The sequence below is a fragment of the Bacillus sp. FSL M8-0025 genome (assembly GCF_037975475.1).
Taxonomy (GTDB): domain Bacteria; phylum Bacillota; class Bacilli; order Bacillales; family Bacillaceae; genus Bacillus; species Bacillus subtilis.
In genome coordinates, this window is record NZ_CP150258.1 from 2233971 (window position 1) to 2252246 (window position 18276).

Annotated in this window: 23 protein-coding genes, 1 pseudogene and 1 riboswitch; of the genes and pseudogenes, 3 read left to right on the forward strand and 21 right to left on the reverse strand. The window is 42.8% G+C overall.

From position 1 onward, the window contains the following. Positions 1–31 precede the first annotated feature (31 nt). The 10 genes from resC to scpA form a co-directional block, all read right to left on the reverse strand. On the reverse strand, positions 32–1207 hold the full coding sequence (gene resC, locus MKX38_RS11305; RefSeq protein WP_015714189.1) for a cytochrome c biogenesis protein ResC: 1176 nt from the start codon (positions 1205–1207) through the stop codon (positions 32–34). A 19-nt stretch (positions 1208–1226) separates the two neighbouring features. Next, positions 1227–2855: a cytochrome c biogenesis protein ResB gene (gene resB, locus MKX38_RS11310; RefSeq protein ID WP_015251793.1), complete on the reverse strand. Its 1629-nt coding sequence runs from the start codon at positions 2853–2855 to the stop codon at positions 1227–1229. After that, positions 2852–3391: a thiol-disulfide oxidoreductase ResA gene (resA, locus tag MKX38_RS11315; RefSeq protein WP_339187185.1), complete on the reverse strand. Its 540-nt coding sequence runs from the start codon at positions 3389–3391 to the stop codon at positions 2852–2854. Before resA ends, resB begins: the two co-directional genes overlap by 4 nt. Before the next feature lie 94 nt (positions 3392–3485). Continuing rightward, positions 3486–4220: a 23S rRNA pseudouridine(2605) synthase RluB gene (gene rluB, locus MKX38_RS11320; protein ID WP_004398815.1), complete on the reverse strand. Its 735-nt coding sequence runs from the start codon at positions 4218–4220 to the stop codon at positions 3486–3488. A gap of 91 nt (positions 4221–4311) precedes the next feature. Beyond that, positions 4312–4848 carry a spore maturation protein SpmB gene (spmB, locus tag MKX38_RS11325; RefSeq protein WP_029317965.1) on the reverse strand — a complete coding sequence of 179 codons (537 nt, stop codon included), beginning with the start codon at positions 4846–4848 and terminating at the stop codon, positions 4312–4314. 4 nt (positions 4849–4852) lie between these two features. After that, the gene (gene spmA / locus MKX38_RS11330) at positions 4853–5443 is read right to left on the reverse strand and encodes a spore maturation protein SpmA (RefSeq protein ID WP_004398980.1); all 591 of its coding nucleotides are present in this window, start codon (positions 5441–5443) and stop codon (positions 4853–4855) included. Next, positions 5431–6579 carry a D-alanyl-D-alanine carboxypeptidase DacB gene (dacB, locus tag MKX38_RS11335; protein ID WP_003230505.1) on the reverse strand — a complete coding sequence of 383 codons (1149 nt, stop codon included), beginning with the start codon at positions 6577–6579 and terminating at the stop codon, positions 5431–5433. Before dacB ends, spmA begins: the two co-directional genes overlap by 13 nt. A gap of 122 nt (positions 6580–6701) precedes the next feature. Beyond that, positions 6702–7241 (reverse strand): YpuI family protein, encoded by a 540-nt coding sequence (locus MKX38_RS11340; RefSeq protein ID WP_004399065.1) that lies wholly within the window; start codon positions 7239–7241, stop codon positions 6702–6704. A gap of 54 nt (positions 7242–7295) precedes the next feature. After that, positions 7296–7889 (reverse strand): SMC-Scp complex subunit ScpB, encoded by a 594-nt coding sequence (gene scpB, locus MKX38_RS11345; RefSeq protein WP_003223904.1) that lies wholly within the window; start codon positions 7887–7889, stop codon positions 7296–7298. Beyond that, positions 7879–8634: a segregation/condensation protein A gene (scpA, locus tag MKX38_RS11350; protein WP_003246108.1), complete on the reverse strand. Its 756-nt coding sequence runs from the start codon at positions 8632–8634 to the stop codon at positions 7879–7881. The genes scpB and scpA overlap by 11 nt, the downstream gene beginning before the upstream one ends. A 280-nt stretch (positions 8635–8914) precedes the next feature. Between scpA and MKX38_RS11355 the strand changes: the two genes are divergently transcribed. Next, entirely contained in the window at positions 8915–9439 is a 525-nt protein-coding gene (locus tag MKX38_RS11355; protein ID WP_032722049.1) for a DUF309 domain-containing protein, read from the forward strand. A gap of 13 nt (positions 9440–9452) precedes the next feature. Here the strand turns inward: MKX38_RS11355 and ribT are convergent, their stop codons facing one another. From ribT to lepB, 7 genes are all read right to left on the reverse strand, one after another. Next, on the reverse strand, positions 9453–9827 hold the full coding sequence (gene ribT, locus MKX38_RS11360; protein ID WP_003223910.1) for a GNAT family N-acetyltransferase RibT: 375 nt from the start codon (positions 9825–9827) through the stop codon (positions 9453–9455). 112 nt (positions 9828–9939) lie between these two features. Continuing rightward, a complete protein-coding gene (ribH, locus tag MKX38_RS11365; RefSeq protein ID WP_003223915.1) occupies positions 9940–10404 on the reverse strand; it encodes a 6,7-dimethyl-8-ribityllumazine synthase in 465 nt (154 codons plus the stop codon). Between the two features lie 32 nt (positions 10405–10436). Continuing rightward, positions 10437–11633, reverse strand: a complete 1197-nt coding sequence (locus MKX38_RS11370) for a bifunctional 3,4-dihydroxy-2-butanone-4-phosphate synthase/GTP cyclohydrolase II (protein ID WP_003230496.1) — start codon at positions 11631–11633, stop codon at positions 10437–10439. A gap of 14 nt (positions 11634–11647) precedes the next feature. Further along, positions 11648–12295: a riboflavin synthase subunit alpha gene (gene ribE, locus MKX38_RS11375; RefSeq protein ID WP_004398505.1), complete on the reverse strand. Its 648-nt coding sequence runs from the start codon at positions 12293–12295 to the stop codon at positions 11648–11650. Positions 12296–12305: 10 nt separating this feature from the next. Next, entirely contained in the window at positions 12306–13391 is a 1086-nt protein-coding gene (ribD, locus tag MKX38_RS11380; RefSeq protein ID WP_032722052.1) for a bifunctional diaminohydroxyphosphoribosylaminopyrimidine deaminase/5-amino-6-(5-phosphoribosylamino)uracil reductase RibD, read from the reverse strand. Positions 13392–13520: 129 nt separating this feature from the next. Beyond that, positions 13521–13665: riboswitch (FMN riboswitch) on the reverse strand. A gap of 119 nt (positions 13666–13784) precedes the next feature. Next, the gene (locus MKX38_RS11385) at positions 13785–14129 is read right to left on the reverse strand and encodes a hypothetical protein (protein WP_032722053.1); all 345 of its coding nucleotides are present in this window, start codon (positions 14127–14129) and stop codon (positions 13785–13787) included. A gap of 232 nt (positions 14130–14361) precedes the next feature. Further along, on the reverse strand, positions 14362–14916 hold the full coding sequence (gene lepB, locus MKX38_RS11390; protein ID WP_003246166.1) for a signal peptidase I: 555 nt from the start codon (positions 14914–14916) through the stop codon (positions 14362–14364). A gap of 266 nt (positions 14917–15182) precedes the next feature. Here lepB and MKX38_RS11395 point away from each other — a divergent pair, with 266 nt between their 5' ends. After that, positions 15183–15419 (forward strand): hypothetical protein, encoded by a 237-nt coding sequence (locus tag MKX38_RS11395; protein WP_010886560.1) that lies wholly within the window; start codon positions 15183–15185, stop codon positions 15417–15419. Here the strand turns inward: MKX38_RS11395 and MKX38_RS11400 are convergent. Together MKX38_RS11400 and MKX38_RS11405 are read right to left on the reverse strand one after the other, a co-directional pair. Further along, entirely contained in the window at positions 15362–15568 is a 207-nt protein-coding gene (locus tag MKX38_RS11400) for a zinc ribbon domain-containing protein (protein ID WP_003223929.1), read from the reverse strand. The two genes, MKX38_RS11395 and MKX38_RS11400, sit on opposite strands and share 58 nt — an antisense overlap. A gap of 620 nt (positions 15569–16188) precedes the next feature. Continuing rightward, positions 16189–16392, reverse strand: coding sequence for a hypothetical protein (locus MKX38_RS11405; RefSeq protein ID WP_004398590.1), 204 nt, complete (start codon positions 16390–16392; stop codon positions 16189–16191). Between the two features lie 665 nt (positions 16393–17057). Here MKX38_RS11405 and MKX38_RS11410 point away from each other — a divergent pair. Further along, positions 17058–17270, forward strand: a complete 213-nt coding sequence (locus MKX38_RS11410; RefSeq protein ID WP_003230479.1) for a spore germination protein — start codon at positions 17058–17060, stop codon at positions 17268–17270. Between the two features lie 140 nt (positions 17271–17410). On the opposite strand, the gene MKX38_RS11415 is transcribed toward MKX38_RS11410, so the two are convergent. Both MKX38_RS11415 and MKX38_RS11420 read right to left on the reverse strand, forming a co-directional pair. Beyond that, entirely contained in the window at positions 17411–17842 is a 432-nt protein-coding gene (locus tag MKX38_RS11415) for a peptidylprolyl isomerase (protein WP_014480166.1), read from the reverse strand. A 97-nt stretch (positions 17843–17939) separates the two neighbouring features. Continuing rightward, positions 17940–18128: pseudogene (locus MKX38_RS11420) on the reverse strand (peptidyl-prolyl cis-trans isomerase); the annotation flags it as partial. Between the last annotated feature and the right edge of the window lie 148 nt (positions 18129–18276).

An 18276-nucleotide genomic window follows, 5' to 3' on the forward strand; every position in this document is an offset into this window, starting at 1 on the left:
AAAGTTTGAGAACTGTGTCGCTTTCAAAGGACTATGCATAAGAATGAAGTCCGGCAAGCACAAGATTTACGAATATTAAATTAAACATAATAATAGCAAAACCGATTACGGCCAGCCATGCTGACTTCTCACCGTGCCAGCCTCTTGACAGTCTTAAATGCAAGTAAGCGGCATAGAACAAAAATGTGATCAGCGCCCATACTTCCTTAGGGTCCCAGCCCCAAAATCTGGTCCACGCGAGCTGAGCCCAAATCATTGCAAAGATCAGCGCGCCGAGTGTAAAGATCGGAAATCCGATTGATACGGCCCTGTACCCAACCTCATCCACCAGATCAAGATTGACGTTTTTCACCAGCGGATGTAATAGAGCGCTGATTCTTTTTCTGATGATCAGACGGAGAGCCCCATACAACACAAGACCTGCTCCAAATGACCAAATGACAGTGTTCACTTTTCTGCCTGAGAAAAGCGCGGGAAGATCAACAAGCGGTTCCATTCTTCCTTCGGTCAAAAGCTCTCCCTGATGCGGACCGACAAGCGCGGGCATTTCGTACACCATCACGCTTTTTTCTTTATTTTTGTCCACCCAGTTAAACTCCGCTTCATAGCCTGCAAGACGAAATGCTGATGTGATTGCAATAAAGGCGACGGTTGTGACCAGGATAAACATAATCGCTTCAAGCCAGAAGGTCTTTTTGCTTGGCTTTGTCTGGTCTACATGCTTCAAAAGAAAGATGACACCAGCGACAAAGCTGATGGCAAGTATAGCTTGCCCAAGCGCGGCCGTTGTTACATGAATATACAGCCAGTTGCTTTGGAGCGAAGGAATTAAAGGCGAGATATCTGTTGGAAACATGCTGGCGTAGGCAATCAGCAATAAAGCAATTGACAGCGTAAACAGACCTAATGAAGGCAATCTATAGAGAAAATAAAGAATGATAAACGCCAAAACAAGCATCATGCCAAAAGCGGTGGTGAATTCAAACATATTGCTGACAGGCGCATGGCCGCTGGCAGCCCACCTTGTGATGAAATATCCAAGGTGGCAGAAAAAACCAACAATAGAAAGGGTGATTCCAATGTTGGCCCATCGGTTTGGCCTGCCCTTTTTATCTTTATTCCCGCGTATGGCCCCGCCGAAGATTGGGACAGCGATTAAATACACAAGAAAGGCCGCATAAAGAAAATTTCCGCTCAGCTCTGCCATGACATCACTCCCTTTTCGCCTATTTCTGTGTTTTGATTAATTCTTTTTGGTCCACCGGTTCAGTCAGTCCGGAATCAGCCAATATAAATGCTAAATCCTTCTTCAGGCCAAACCAGTTTTTATTGGTATGCCCCGCTACCATAACTGCACCGTCCTGTGAGTGCAGCCAAATTCTTCGATGCTGCCAGTACATACCTTGAATAACACCGATCATAAAAATGGCTCCGCCGACAGCAAGCACCCAGAGTGTCAGATCCTTTCTGACTGTAAGTCCAGTAATGTTTTTCGTTTCGACATGGTCAAATTTCAGCTTGTATTTATTATTGCCTGATCCTTCGATGGTTTCTTGGATGGCGACAAAGCTCTTTTCGCCTTTCGGTTTGTCCGGCGTTATGATATTAAAGACAAAAGCCGGATTGTTAGGGATCTTTGTTTTTGTGCTCGGCTCTCCGTCCTGATTAAAATAGAAGTCAGGCAGGTAGCTGGCGATTTCCACCTTGTAACCGTTGCCAAGATCATAGACTGAATCTGGATCCAGAAGGTTGATCTTCAGGCTCCCAAAGGATTTTTTTGTTTTTTTATCAATCAGCTGGAACACCATTTGGTCAAGCTGATTCTCTTTGTAATCCACCTGGTAAACGGAAAAAGAATCAAAACGCAGCGGCTGATTGACACGGATATCTTCTTCTGTTACTTTTTTCAGCTTCGGCTTCTCGCCATAAACAATTTTCCCTTCTCTCTTGTAGAGTACGGCATCGGTTTGAAAGTTCTTTGCCACTCTACCGTCCCCGACTCTGTCAATGGCATCTGCAAATACCTTTTTTTCCGTTTTGCTGTTATAGGTCTCTACGCTGAATTGATTGTTTTTCAAATAATATTTTCCGTCTGTACCCGGAATTGCTGCGGTTTCGCCTTCTCTGACCCAAAGCGTCTCATCGACGTACATGCCAGGCACAAATCTCAGCATCGCACCAATCAGAAAGATGATCAATCCAATATGGTTGACATACGGGCCCCAGCGGGAAAAGCGTCCTTTTTCAGCAAGAATGCTGCCCTCTTTTTCTCTGATTCTATAATGTTTTTTCTTTAATAGAGAAACTATCTTTTCTTTCGATTCCCCGTTCAGTACAGTAACTGTTTCACTGAACAAGCGCTGCCTTCTTAAAAAGGCCGGGCTCCTTCTGACACCTTGGTTTTTTAACGCTCTATACAACGGAATGACCCGATCAAGGCTGCAAATCACGAGTGAAATGCCGATCGAGGCAATGAGCAGCAAATACCACCAAGAACCATATAAATGATGAAACCCGAGCAAATAATAAAGCTGGCCGAACGTGCCATACTGCTCCTTGTAATAAGTATCAGCCTGTGCGCCCGGAGGCAGATAGGCTTCCTGGGGAAAAATGGTGCCGAACGCTGATGCGGCAAGGGTTATGACGATAAGCCATATTCCCACCTTAACCGAGGAAAAGAAATTCCAAATTTTGTCGATGATCGTTTTGTTATAGGTTTGCGAACGTCTTGCGCTTCCGTCATATCTCATATCAGCGAGCGGAGGTTGAGTTTCCTGAAGAGCTCTTCCGCACGATTCGCATAAAACGGTTCCGACCGGGTTTATATGTCCGCATTCACATTTGACTTGCTTCATCCCGAAGTCTCTCCGGGTTTTATGAGATTCATATAATCGTGTATCATGCTTTCTGTCATAGTGCCGGTCACCACCTTGACAACTTTTCCTTCCGGATTGATCAAAAAGGTTGTCGGAAGCGGAGATACGTCATAGGCATCAAGCACTTGGCGATCTGTATCCAGAACAACCGGGAAATTGACTCCGTAGGATTTCATAAAATTATATACTGCTATCTTTGACTCCCCAACATTTACAGCGACAATTTCAACACCTTGGCTTTTAAAATGCTTATATTGGTTTGCCATATAAGGAAACTCTTTTTTGCACGGTTCACACCATGTACCCCAGAAATTCAAAAAAACACCTTTCCCTTTTAAGTCACTGAGCTCGATACGTTTCCCATTCGTATCCTCTAGGACAAAATTCGGTGCGTCGGACCCTTCGGATATACTCTCTTTGCCGGCAAATACAGCGTTGTAAATGGTATAGCCGAGTGCGCAGATTAAAACGAGAAGGATGCCGGTCCGAATGAATAAACGCCTTTTTTTCTTCATTGTCCACTGCCCCCTTCCCCCTATTGCAGATCCATTCAATTATATCATTGCACGTTCATTTCACATTTCTTACTTTTTGAAGGTTATGTGAAATTTAGAAAGCGTTTTTACCGTGATCCGCCAGTGCTCTGAGCCTTTTTACTTCGTGAGGCGTAAGCTCTCTGGCATCGCCCGTGTGCAGGCCTCGCAGGTTTAAAAACGCGTATTCCTCACGCTTCAGCTTGATTACCTCATGTCCGATCGCTTCAAACATGCGGCGCACCTGTCTGTTGCGTCCCTCATGGATCGTCAGCTGAATAATGCTTGTCTGCTTTTTCTTATCCAAAGACAGCAGCTTCGCTTTAGCAGGCGCTGTTTTGCCTTCCTCCAGCCTAATTCCGCGCTCCAGCTTTCTGAGCAGCTCTTTAGGCGGGATTCCTTTCACCTTCGCCACGTATGTTTTGTCTATTTCATACTTAGGATGCATTAGCTTATTGGCGAATTCGCCGTCATTGGTTAAAAGCAAAAGACCGCTCGTATCATAGTCCAGACGCCCAATCGGATAAATGCGCTGCGGAATATTTTTAAAAAAGTCCGTCACCACTTTGCGTCCTTTATCATCTTGCGCTGCGGAAATAACGCCTCTTGGTTTATATAAGAGAAAGTAAACCGGCTCTTCGCGTTCAACCTTTAACCCGTTTACCTCAATCTGATCAGAACCGGTGACCTTAACACCTAGCTCTGTTACTACTTTGCCATTCACCTTTACTTTTCCTTCTTTAATCAGCTCTTCTGCCTTTCTGCGCGACGCAACTCCGGCATGAGCAATCACTTTTTGCAGTCTTTCCATGTCTTTCACCTCAAGTATTATCTTACTTTTTTCAACCTTAACAAACAAGCTTTTTCAAATTCCTATGCCAAATCTAAAAAAAACGCCGTTTTCAGGCGCTCCCAAATAATAACGTAACGATGATGATAGATGCAACTACGCCGATTAAATCTGCAAGAAGTCCCACCTTTAATGCATCACCCATTTTTTTAATGCCGACTGCTCCGAAATACACAGTCAGTACGTAAAGCGTTGTATCTGTAGATCCCTGCATGACGGAAGCCAGCCTGCCGATAAAGGAATCGGGCCCGTATACTGCAATTAAATCGGTCGTCATTCCGAGTGCGGCCGTACCGGAGATCGGGCGGATCAGAGCAAGCGGCGCTACTTCAGCAGGGATGCCGATAGCGGAGAAAGCCGGTTTTAAAAGATCCATTATAAAATCAAGCGCGCCTGATGATCTGAAAACAGTTATAGCGACAAGCATTCCGACTAAATAGGGGATAATGGAAAAGGCAATTTCTATCCCCTCTTTCCCGCCTTCGACAAACGATTCATATGTCGGAACCTTTTTGATCGTTCCATAAAGAAGAATTCCGGCAATAATGATTGGAATCATGGCTAAAGACAGCCAGTTGATGATTTCCATCCGCTCACCTTCCCTTCTTTTTGCGGCGGTAATAAAAATACCGATCAATGATAATGGCACCGATTCCGGAAATAAGCGTTGCCAAAATGCTTGGCCCGACGATATCTGTCGGCGTTTTGGAGGAATAAGCCATTCGGACAGCGATCACCGTTGTCGGGATGAGTGTGATGCAGGACGTATTAACAGCTAAAAAAGTAATCATCGACCGGCTTGCTTCCGATCGGTTTCCGTTCAGCTTTTTCATTTGTTCCATTGCTTTAATGCCAAGCGGAGTTGCTGCATTTCCGAGGCCGAAGAAATTCGCCATAAGATTAGATAAAATATAGCCCATCGCCGGGTGATCCGGCGGTATATCAGGGAACAGTTTAGATATAAAAGGTCTGCACATCCGGCTGAAAATATCCAAAAGCCCTGACTGCTCGGCGATTTTCATTAAGCCAAGCCAGAAAACAAGCACGCTCATCAATCCAAATGAGATCGTAATCGCTTCTTTCGCACCCTTAAACACGGCTTCATTTACATCTTGCAGAGTTCCGTTGCACATCGCAAAAACGAGTCCGATCACGGTTAAACTGACCCAAATTATATTGACCATTTTGCTCCGCCTGCCGCATTCAGAAAGATTGATTTAAACGTTTCAAAAAATTGTTTCTTCGGTTTTTGATGCCGCTCATTTTCATAATAGATCGGCACTTTTGCGATGGTTGCATCGTTGAACATGATCTCCATGTGCCCTACGATGTCAGGGATTTTCGAGGCATCTTTTTCCCATGCTTTTTTCGGCTTGAGCAGTGTGGTATTAATTTTTACATTTTCTTTTTCCTCTTCGGTCAGCAAATAGGTGATATCACGTTTGATAAAAGCCTTCGATTCATAAAATGTGCCTTTCAGCTTTGGAATATCCCCTTTTTTTGCAATTAAATAGGTTTGATAATGCTCAAACACATAGTTAAACATCTTCATATGGTCATCCCAATCATTAGGGTCATTAATGGTGACGGCTATCAGGTCAATGCCGTCCTTTGAAGCCGTAGAGACCAGTGTCCGTTTTGCAAGTTTTGTATAGCCTGTTTTTCCTCCTGTGCTGTACGGATAAAGCATGGTCAGCAGTTTGTTTTTGTTTTTCCATACGCTTTCCATCGTTTCCGCTTTGTATATTTTTGTGCCTGAAATCTTTTGATAGTCTTTCAGCTTCATAGCATACTTAGTTAAAATGGCCATGTCATAGGCTGTTGAATAATGATTTTCATGGTCGTCCAATCCGTGCGGGTTTTGAAAACGGGTGTTTTTCATACCAAGCTGCTCGGCTTTTTGATTCATCATATAAACAAACCCATCGAGGCTCCCACCGACATGCTCAGCAATCGCGACAGCGGCATCGTTTCCTGATCTTAGCATCAGGCCATACACAAGATCTTTCAGCTTCACTTTTTGACCTTCTGTTAAATAAATGGCGGAGCCTTCTGTTCTGACAGCATTTGCCGAAACCGTCACTGTTTGATCCATTTTGCCGGATTCGATGGCGAGGACGGCGGTCATAATTTTTGTGATGCTCGCGATCCGCCTTTTTTGATGCTCATCCTTGGCATATAACACTCTGCCTGACGCACCGTCAATAATGATCGCGCTTTTTGCACTGACATCTATAGCAGCATGTGCTGTATTCACATTTACGGTTGCAATAAGAAAAGAAATCATGATCACGAATACTGCTTTTTTGAAAATGCGCATGTTTGCTCACGTCCTTGTGGTGGTTTGTACAAGTTTATGCGCATGTCCATCAGTTATGAATAACAATTATATTTCTGGAAGCAAACATAAAAAAACTCTCCCTGAAAAAGGGAGAGTAAACGTTATCTGATTGGCGCCATGCTTGATCCGGACGCTTCGTAATGAGCCAGCTCTTCCCTCATCTTCAGAAAGGCCGCGCTCAACGGCAATAATAATTGCTCAAGCGACGCAGGAACAGCATGATAAAACTCAATTGCGCTGACCCCGGTATAAGACGCCCGGCTATTTTCACACCACGTGTCTTTTTTCGGCATAAAGAACTCTTCAATGCATTGGTGATACACATTATAAAGTGTTTTTTCCGCTCTGGCTTCCTGAAAAGGCTCCTGCATCAGGAGACGACGGCACGCTTCTGCGCCTCCTTCACAAAATACTGCCATTCTTCTCAGAGTGCTAAGCACATCACAGCAGTATCCTTTTTCAATAGGCAATTCAGCCTGTAAGGACTCAAGCGTCGTTTGATTTAGGTAATCGTTCACGGTATTGACAACCATTGATAAGAATTCGCCTGTTTTTTGAGTCTGCGCTCGCACAATCGAATGTCCCATTTCGTTTGGTATCTTCCCCTCATGTATTTGTCTCTCACATTTTGCTTCTTTCATGATAGCTTCTTCCTTATATCTTATGATGATGAAAAAGCGCGATTCATTAAACTTCTATTTTATATCTTCGAAGGTTTGGTTAAAGTTTTCAAAAAATAAATCTGCTTCTTCTTGAAGAACGTCTTCTTCCGCATTTTCAGGCAGCGGCGGAAGCTCGTCCAGCGTTTTCAGACCGAATTGTTCAAGAAAAGTCGGCGTAGTACCGTATAAAATGGCCCGCCCCGGACCATCGGCACGCCCTACTTCACACAATAGCGCCTTCGCGACAAGACTGTGTAAAATCCGCTCTGATTTTACTCCTCTGATTTCTTCAATTTCTGCTCTCGTAATTGGCTGTTTGTATGAAACAATGGCCAGTACTTCTAAAGATGCTTGAGAAAGGCCCTTTGACGGCACTTCAATCAGTTTTTTCAAGTAAGGCGCAAAGTCTTTTTTGGTAGAGAGCATGTACGTATCTGCATACTCAATAAGTTCAATCCCTCGTGTATCTCCGCGGTATTCGTCCGCCACATCCGCCATGATCGTGTTCAGTTCAGGCTCTTCGATTTCAAGCACTGTTAACAGCTGCTTTTTTGTAAGCCCTTCATCGCCTGCCGCATAAAGAAGGGCTTCCACAATAGCTTTCCAATTCACGATATCAAGCCCCATGAATGGATTCACTCCCCGTAATGTAAATATCTGAAAAATTGTGCTCCTGTTCAATGAGGACCAGCTGATTTTTCATCAGCTCAAGAACAGCTAGAAAGGTCACTACTAAATGTTCTTTTTGCTCATATGGAAACAGATCCATAAAGTTAATTCTCGTTCCTCTAGATTTCAAGCTGTGCACGATTTCGTTCATTCTGGCTTCGATTGGTATGTCCTGTCTTGTAATTGTTGTTTCCATCGGCCTGTTTATTTTTTTGCGTTTCAGCACTTTTTGAAAAGCTCCGATCATATCATAGACCGTGACAGAGAGCTTTTGCTCAGACTGTTTTACTTCTTTTGCATATTCACTCAAATCACTCGGCGGTTTCGTGAACGATTTTTGTCTTTCTTCTTCCCGTTCTTTTAAATCCTTCGCCGCATCTTTATATTTTCGGTACTCAATCAGCTTTTCAATCAGTTCCTCCCGCGGATCTTCTTCTTCAAGTAATTCATCTTCAAAAAGCTCCTCCTCTTGCTTCGGGAGCAGCATTCTGCTTTTAATGCTGAGCAGCGTGGCAGCCATAACCAAATACTCGCTGGCAATGTCGAGCTCAAGCACGCGCATCGTATGTACATATAATAAATATTGTTCAGTGATCTTCGCCACAGGTATATCATATATGTCAATTTCAAGACGATTGATTAAATGAAGCAGCAGGTCCAATGGGCCCTCAAACGTATCAATTTTCACTTGATATTCTTCCATCATCTCACCATTTTCAAGTATCACTCTCATTGCCGGAAAAACTGGCTACCCTATAGTATAAGCCACCAAAAAGCTCTCGTCCAATACTATTTCATATCCTGTTTTGAAGGAGTTTGTACAGAATATTCAAAACACAAGAGGTGTTTGCTCGGAGCGCAGAAGCGGGAGAAAAAGCCTTTGCTTCTGGTTTTCCTTTCTAAGAAGCACTAGAGGCCGGGCGTTCTTTTTTCCTTTTATCCCTTCTATGGTACACTAAAAGCACATTAAAGGAGGAAGCACCTTGTATCCGAAAGCTTATATAGATTATCTCGTTGAGTTTCATGCGACACGGGATTATTTTGAATGCCATGAAATATTAGAAGAATATTGGAAGGAAGATCCGCCAAAGAAACGAAAACGCTATTGGGTCGGCTTTATTCAGCTTGCAGTTGCTTTATATCATCACAGAAGGCAGAATACAGCCGGGGCAAAAAGACTGATGGCGAACAGCATCCGGATTCTTCAAGCAGAACACCGGGCAGTCGAAGACTTAGGGCTCGATCATGGCCGTTTGCTCGAACTTATGCAATCGGTTTACGAACAAATCGAAACCGGCTCTGCCTATAAAAGCATTATGCTGCCAATCAAAGATGAGAAACTGGAGGAAGCATGCAGGATCGAATGCAGGAAAAAAAAGTATACATGGGGGCAGCCCAGTGCACTCAGGAACATATTTCTGATCGACAAACACCGTTTGCGGGATCGGACTGACGTCATCCGTGAACGTGAAAGAGAAATAGAACGCAGAAAAAAAAGCAGAGGCTGATGACAGCCTCTGCTTAATTATTGTATGAAATGTCTTGATCCTGCTGACCTTGACAACGTTCGAAAAAGCTCTGCGTTAATTCATTTGGAACCAGTACTTGCGTTTTGAATAAATGCTTTAAAGCATCCATCATCTGTTTTCCGATTCCTTGATGGCGATGAGAAGGATTCACACTGATATGCCGGATCTCAACCTCAGAATCCTTTTTTTCGACTCCGATTGCTCCGACGATATCCTCGTCCTCTTTCCAAAGAAAGAGCTGGCGGTCTGTATCCGTTTCGTAGTCCTTAATTGTCTGCTGAAGCTGCTTAAGGTCTTTTTCATTCGGCATAAACGAAAGAAGCCCCATCGCAATCTTTTCAAACGATTTTTTATAACGAATTAACATAAAAACCCCTCTATATCCAAAATGTCCAGTCTGCTATTAACGGATACGAATAGGTGATCCGTTTTCTCACATTATATCATTTTCGCCATATTTTTAAACTGTTTTCAGCAAATTATTCAAATGAGCGGTTTAAATTTGCCATTTCAATGGCAGAAACAGCACAATCTACACCTTTGTTGCCCGCTTTTGTGCCGGCACGCTCGATAGCCTGTTCGATGTTTTCAGTTGTTACAATTCCAAAGATGACAGGTACACCAGTAGTGTTTGCTGCTTGCGCGATGCCTTTTGCAGCTTCATTGCAGACATAATCGTAATGTGTCGTCGCGCCTCTGATGACAGTGCCCAATGTGATAATAGCATCATATTTTTTTGTTTCCGCCATTTTTTTCGCAGCAAACGGTATTTCAAATGCGCCTGGAACCCAAGCCACATCAATGTCATTTGTGTCTACGCCATGTCTGAGCAGCGCATCTTCTGCTCCGCTCAGCAGCTTGCTCGTAATAAAATCATTAAATCTTCCTACTACGATTCCGATTTTAAGACCTGTACCAACTAAATTTCCTTGTATGATATTCATATGATTCCCATCCTTTTTTGTGATATTTGTGATTAGAAATGAAGTAAATGACCTAGCTTGTTCATTTTGGTTTGCAAATATTTTTTATTGTGTTCTTTCGCCTCCATTTGAAGCGGCACTCTTTCTGAAATACTGAGTCCGTAGCCTTCAAGGCCTGCGATTTTTCGCGGATTATTCGTCAAAAGCTTCATATTCCGGACACCGAGGTCGCGTAAAATTTGTGCTCCGATGCCATAGTTGCGAAGATCCGGCAAGAATCCAAGCGCCTCATTGGCTTCTACGGTGTCATAACCTTGTTCCTGAAGCTTATAAGCTTTTAATTTATTGATTAAACCGATGCCTCGTCCTTCTTGGCGCAAGTACAGAAGCACTCCACGGCCTTCTGCGGCAATTTGGTTCAGCGCGGCGTGCAGCTGCGGTCCACAGTCACAGCGATGAGACCCAAACACGTCACCTGTGAGACATTCTGAATGCACCCGGACCAATACCGGTTCTTCTCCGAACGGCACCTCTCCCATCACAAATGCGACATGCTCTTTTCCATCTACCTCATTTGTGTATCCATAAACCTTAAATGTCCCAAAATCAGTAGGCAGCGTAATGTCAACTTCACGCTCGACAAGTGTTGTCAGATTGTAACGGTATTGAATCAAATCCTTAATGGTGATCATTTTTAATTGATGCTTTTTCGCAATTTCAATGAGCTCAGGCACTCTCGCCATCGTTCCGTCTTCATTCATAATTTCACAAATGACGCCGGCTCCTGGAGATCCGCAAGCTTCAGCAAGATCAACAGCAGCTTCTGTATGGCCCGCTCTTTTCAGGACACCTCCTTTTTTCGCAATCAGTGGAAAAATGTGCCCCGGACGCTGAAAATCAGATGGCACGGATTTGCTGTCCAGCAATGCTTGAACGGTAAAAGATCTTTCTTGAGCGCTGATACCTGTCTTCGTTTCACGATGGTCTATGCTTACGGTAAATGCAGTGTGGTGAGAGTCTGTATTATGCTCAACCATAGGGTGAAGATCAAGCCTGTCTGCGATTTCCTCACTGAGCGGCGTGCAGATCAGTCCTCTCCCATGTGTCGCCATAAAGTTAATGACTTCCGGCGTTGCATGCTCGGCAAGAGCCACAAAGTCTCCTTCATTTTCTCTGTCTTCATCATCTACAACGATGATGACTTCGCCTTTTTTTAAAGCGTCCAGTGCTTCTTCTATCGGATGAAACATGCAAATCTTCCTCTCTAAAAGCCGTTTTCGCTTAAGAAGGCTTTTGTAATGGTTTGTTGGGTCTTATTTTCATTGGCTTTATGCAAAAATCGATACATATATTTTCCGATCATATCGCATTCGATATTCACTTTAGAGCCGATCGTTTTTTCTGAAAAGATCGTTTCGCTGATCGTATGCGGTATTAAGGAGATCGTCACTGTGTCTTCTGTCAGGCCGAATATGGTTAAGCTCACGCCATCCACAGTAATTGATCCCTTTAAAACCAATGTTTTTGTTAATGACGGGTCCATTTTTAAATCATAGTAAACTGCGTTGCTTTTCTCTTCAATTCGTGTGATTTCCGCAGTTCCGTCGACATGGCCTGAGACGAAATGGCCTCCGAAACGGCCGTTTGCCGCCATCGCTCTTTCCAGATTTACTTTGCTTCCTTTTGTTAAATCATTCAGTGACGTAGCTTTGACTGTTTCAGGCATAACATCCACTGTGAATTGATTTTTTGTAAAATCAGTGACAGTCAGACAAATGCCGTTCACTGCAATGCTGTCGCCAAGATGAACATCCTCTAAAATCTTTGAGCATTTAATAGTTAAGGCCATTGCATGCCCTGCTTTTTTCATGGATTCGATTGTGCCTGTTTCTTCGATAATTCCTGTAAACATGGTCACCATCCTATTCCTTTGTCGGTTTTGCCGTCAGTTTGATATCACGGCCGATTTGGGTTATATCAGTGAATTGTAATAAGGGGACATCTTTCATTGATTGAAAACCTTCACCGGAGATTAAGCTGGGAGCATGCGTTCCTCCGATTAGTTTAGGGGCAAAATAGAAGATGATTTCTTGAAAACAGCCTTCTTTGACAAAGCTTCCGTGAACAGCTGAACCGCCTTCCACATACACCGACATGATGCCTTCTTCCGCTAGGATCTTCAAAACATCGGGAATTTGAATGCGCTCGGTTTCAAGTGTAAATATGTTCACTCCGAAAGCTGAAAGCCGTTTTTTCTTTTCCTCTTCTGCGCGTGCCGTCGTAAAAATCCATGTCGGCGCTATTTGATCGCAAATCACTTTAGCGTCCTCAGGAATCGAGAGTACGGTATCAAGTATGACCCGAACCGGCTGTTTTGTTACATTCGGCAGTCTGCAGGTTAAGCTCGGATTGTCGGCTTTCACTGTGCCAACTCCGACTAAAATGCTTTGGTGTGTTTTCCTGTATTGCTGAGCATCCTGTCTTGCAGCCTCTGACGTGATCCATTTGCTGTCACCCGTGCTGGTAGCTATCTTGCCGTCAAGGCTGGCAGCCGCTTTTAGCGTGACGTACGGAAGGCCTGTCCTCATAAAGTGCAGAAATTTTTCATTCAGCCTCTCCGCCTGGTCTGCCAGGATGCCTTCCCTTACCTCAATGCCGGCTTCTTTCATCATGCTGATCCCTCTTCCAGCCACAAGCGGATTAGGATCTCTCATCGCCACGAACACTCTTTTGATGCCAGAGTTGATAATCAATTCTGCACATGGCGGTGTTTTTCCGTAATGGCTGCACGGTTCGAGTGTAACGTAAATGTCGGCACCCTCTGCATGTGCTCCAGCCATATGGATGGCATGAACTTCTGCATGAGCTTCACCATATTTTAAATGGGCGCCCATTCCGACAATTTGTCCGTCCTTTACGACAACAGCGCCGACGAGCGGATTGGATTCGGTCTGTCCTTCGCCCTGCTTCGCAAGATCTAAGGCCAGCTTCATATAATACTCTTCCATTTGTTTCCCTCCCCTCTTTTGTTATTTACCGTCAAAAAAGCCCCGAATTTATAAAAAATTCGGGGCTTTAGGTATTTTACGCAATAGGAAATAACACTATGCATTTTTGAACCATTTGCATAGCGGTTCATCATCCTTCTCCCATCCAGACTTTCACTGTCGGCTTCAGCTTAAACTGAATCCACCGCGTGCTTATGCACACGGGTCACGGGCTCTAAAGCAAATGTGCTTTACTACCGCCGGTCGGGATTTCCACCCTGCCCCGAAGGATACAATCTTTATTCATTTGTCCTTATTGGCTATTATAGCGATCCTTTTTAAAGTACGCAATGAAATAAACTTACAATTTGAGAAAAACAAAACATCACCCTTCGATCCGAAAGGTGATGTTTTTTAATCATTCACTTTTGCAACCTTGATTAATCCGTCGATCCGCTTTGATTTGCTGAAGTATGCCTTAATCTTGTCACCTTCTTTTATATCAGATAAATCCTGATTTAATTTTTTTCCGTTGAAGATGATTTTCGTTCCGTTTTCTGCTACTCCATGATACTCTGAGCCCTCAATTCTCGTCACTTTATATTCCTGGATGGTGTATTCCTCTTCTTCCGAGGACAAGGTTTGTCCAATTGCTGTCGGAACATCCTTCAGCTCAACATCATTTATGTACATATAACCGCCTGCAAGTAAAAGCAAAAGCACTAACAGAATGGTAATCTTGGTTTTTATTCTTCCCATTTCTAAACCTCCAGCCAATATGAATCTATTCATTCATATGAGTTATTCCTTTTTTTCATGAATAAAAAACCGTAAATTCTCGTAAATTATTAATATAACGATGCATAACGGGAATATGTTTCACATTTCTGCAAAAATTTCTTTTCTATAGATATACGAATTTATGTTCTGTTTTAAGGGGATGACCGCAAAAAAGATATAAAAAAGCAGCCTCTCGGGAAGCTGCTTGATCCTAATTTGTTTTGCGCATTTCGTTAAACGGGTAGAAAACAAACTTTGACGTACCCGCAATTTGTTTTTTCGTGAAGAGGCCAAGGCCGTTACGGCTGTCCATGGAATTGCGACGATTGTCACCCATCACAAAATACTTGTTATCAGGCACTTTAACCGGGCCGAAATCATCGGTCAAATGGTCAAAACCGTCCTGTTTCGCTCTCTTTTTATTAGCCGCCAAATAAGGTTCGTCCACCTTTTTCCCGTTGATATAGAGCTGGTCATTTTTCATCTCAACCGTATCGCCGGGAAGGCCGATAATACGTTTGACATAGTGAACATCATCTCCGTTTAACACGACGATGTCTCCTCTATCAAACTCGCCGATGTATTTGACTGTCATATTAACAAAAACCCTTTCACGGTTGTGAAGTGTAGGATACATAGAGTCACCATCAACGACATACGGCGCAAAAATAAAGTTGCGGATGAGCAAAGCAAGAACGACAGCAATCACAATTGCTTTTGCCCATTCTAATATTGACTTTTTCTTCGAAACATTTTCTGATTTCAACTGATTTCCTCCAATAAACAACGGTCTTCAATTTATGTTATCACGAATCGAAAAAAAATCCCATTAGGACCATTGAAGTGATTTTACAAACTGTTAATCTTCATCTTCTACCCACATCATGCCTATTTTTTCTTGTCGATCATAACTAGGCCTGAAAATATTGAAAGAAATGAATCGCATAATTCAGAAGCGATGGACTCAGAAGAAAGAGAGTTCTCATATGCAAAATCTTTAGATCGTATATAAAGCATGAGGTTACGGGCAGTTTGTTCATTTACTGCATTCCATTGATCTCCCAGTCCATGATACCCATGGCACTTGACAAAACAATTAACGTCATGAAGGTTACTGGAATGTTTGCGGCAACCTATTTCACAGGTGATAACCGCACCCCGTTTTTTGCTTTCATAATATGTTTAAAATCATTCAAGCTCGAAAACATGGATCAGCCTCCAAAAAATAAATCCAATATATTCCCGGCAGTTGAAGACTCTTTATTATAAAACTCTGAATATCCGCAGTTCTTACAGTAAACCACTAGAAATCGGTTATGCTGCACGTCAAACAGCTTTGATAATCCCGTGCCGGTTGTAGCTATTTCTTTTTGTCCGGCTTCAGTACTACCGCATTTTATACAGCCTTTGTTGTTCATATCGCGATCTCCTTTTCATTACATCACGTTTGTTTGATTTATTTTACTACAAAATATCAATCCCAATGACCCGTACTACTTTAAAGTTTACTTAATTTTGATTACATACTAATTGGGTTCGTTTCTCAGCTTGGTAAATCTTCTGGAGAAACGGAAAAGCTCCATGACCAAAACATTCAAACTCAGCCAAACACCGCCGAAGGCGTAACCCGCAGCAACATCACTCGGATACTGCTCATAAAGTACACACGGCTCAGCCCGATGAGGAATAAAACGATAATAAACAAAAAAATGCAACAGTTTGCAGACGCGTCTTGTGAGAATGACGAACAAAAAGATAAGCACAAAAACCAAAAATGACAAATGCCGTTAAAGTCTGTTCGCTCGGGAATGGATATAATACATGACTTTCCAAAGGAGCGTGAACAGGATGAAGGGAATGAAAGAGCCGTCTGATTCCCTCTTCATAAAGCTCCCCACCAATGACTAGGAAAAATAAGAAAGAGAGTTCGATTTTCCGATCTTGCCCTCTGAATACTGTCCAAAAAAAAGTTAGAACAATAACGGCTAACAGAACACCTCTCGACGCAAAAGCTTTCTGAATTGCAGCTGGGCCCAGTCTATACCCGATCCAATACGACATGCTCACTCCCACAGCTCCCCAATCCGGCCGCTAACATGCTTAGCACCCAGTTTAACTTTTCTTGAAACACGAGAACACCGGCAAACTCTCCCGGTCCAAGTAAAGCTAGAAGCTCTAACATCAAGACAATAAACAAGACGGCATATCCGTACTGTTCGAGCAACCCCGTCAAAACTTGCATGTGATTCTCCTTAAACTTTTTTGTTCTTTTATCATTCCCAATCCACTTTTTGTATAATCAGCACAATTTTATCTTCAGTCGTCCAACAACATTGTCTATGGCGGGATCTTCTCTCATACATTCTTTTTTGACATAGGAGGAGCAATAGCATGAAATGGGAGGAAACAAAAGATACGCAGGGAGTTTGCCAAAATTTTGGGCAGTTCGTTCTGCCACCGAGTCAGGTGTTTGTTTGCCCACCTCATCCCTTGTCAATTCCCCATTTTTCCCGTTTGAGGTTCGAAATGGTAAAGTATTTCACTTAGTTTCTTACATGAAGAGGTAAATTCTTTGCTCACCGAACTAGGATAGCGGCGTATGGCGATTTCTACATTGCATAACCACTGGTTATTTAGTGAGCCGTGAGCAATGTATATGCACTTTGAGTCAGCACAGGATGATCCTATTACATTCGCCAGAAAAGCAGCTGCCGCATTCAGAGTAGTTAAAAGAATAGACAGATATCTGGGCTTCCGGAAGCTTTAAAGGAGGCTCTTTTTTCGAGCATTTTTATAAATCAATAAAAACAGGCATCTCCTAAATATTTTTGCCGATAAGTTTACGCTAATCAACTCTAGCACTAATACATATAAAAAATAGAATGATATGAAAGGAGACTTGATAGTATGATTGATTATCCTATTAATATAAACAACGTTTCCGGGAACAGTGTAATTAACGTAGGCGGCGCTTTTATGATCAGGCCTTTAACTTTGTCCAAATCTGTGTTTGGCTCCGGAGGTTTAAACACAGGAATTGTCTTTGAAAATAACTTTGTAAGCAAAGCTAAAATGATTAATCATCAATTTACTGATCAAAACGTCACCAAAACTTTTTAATGTATTTATTTGGGGATTGAGAAATCTCCTTCCTTAAAAACCCGGTTTACCAACCGTCATCAGCACTCGGCGGTTTTTTATTGAACATTTTTACCCAATAAAAAAGCTCCCTCTATATGAGGAAGCCTTTTACCTGCCTATTAGCCTTCTACACGAACTTCTTTCATGACGTCGCCGTTAGACATGTTTTTTGCGAATTCTAAACCGCTTGTTACTTTGCCGAATACAGTGTGAACACCGTTCAAATGCGGCTGCGGCTCATGTACGATGAAAAATTGGCTGCCGCCTGTGTCTTTTCCAGCATGTGCCATAGAAAGAGAGCCCGCTTCATGTGTATGAGGGTTTCCTTCTGTTTCACATTTGATTGTGTATCCTGGGCCACCCATCCCTGTTCCAGTAGGATCTCCCCCTTGGCTTACGAAGCCTGGAATTACTCGGTGGAAAGTTACACCGTCATAAAATCCTTCGTTTGCAAGCTTTTCAAAGTTTGCAACTGTACCCGGTGCAGCTTCATCGTAAAGTTCAAATTCAAGTTTGTTGCCATTTTCCATTAAAATGTAACCTGTTTTCATTTTTCTTCCTACTTCCTTGTTAAATTTTCAAAAGAGGGCATATAATTGATAAGTTGTTACTTAGAAGACAATAAATTTTGTTGTTAGTTTCTTACTCAGTACCAGTTCCGTGCGGGCAGCCGCCTTGACTGACGAAGCCAGGGATCACTCGGTGGAATGTAAGCCCGTCATAAAAGCCTTCGTTTGCAAGCTTTTCAAAGTTTGCAACAGTTCCAGGTGCAGCTTCAGGATAAAGTTCAAATTCAATTTTGTTCCCGTCTTCTAATAAAAAGTAACCTGTTTTCAATTGTATGCCTACTTTCTTTATTTTAATTTTCAAAGGAGATTATGTATGATAGGTTATAGCCTGTCTCTCCTTGTCGCGGCTATTATACCACACCTTTCGGGGGAAAACGAATCTCCCGGGCTTTACTAAAAAATAAAAATGAAACCTG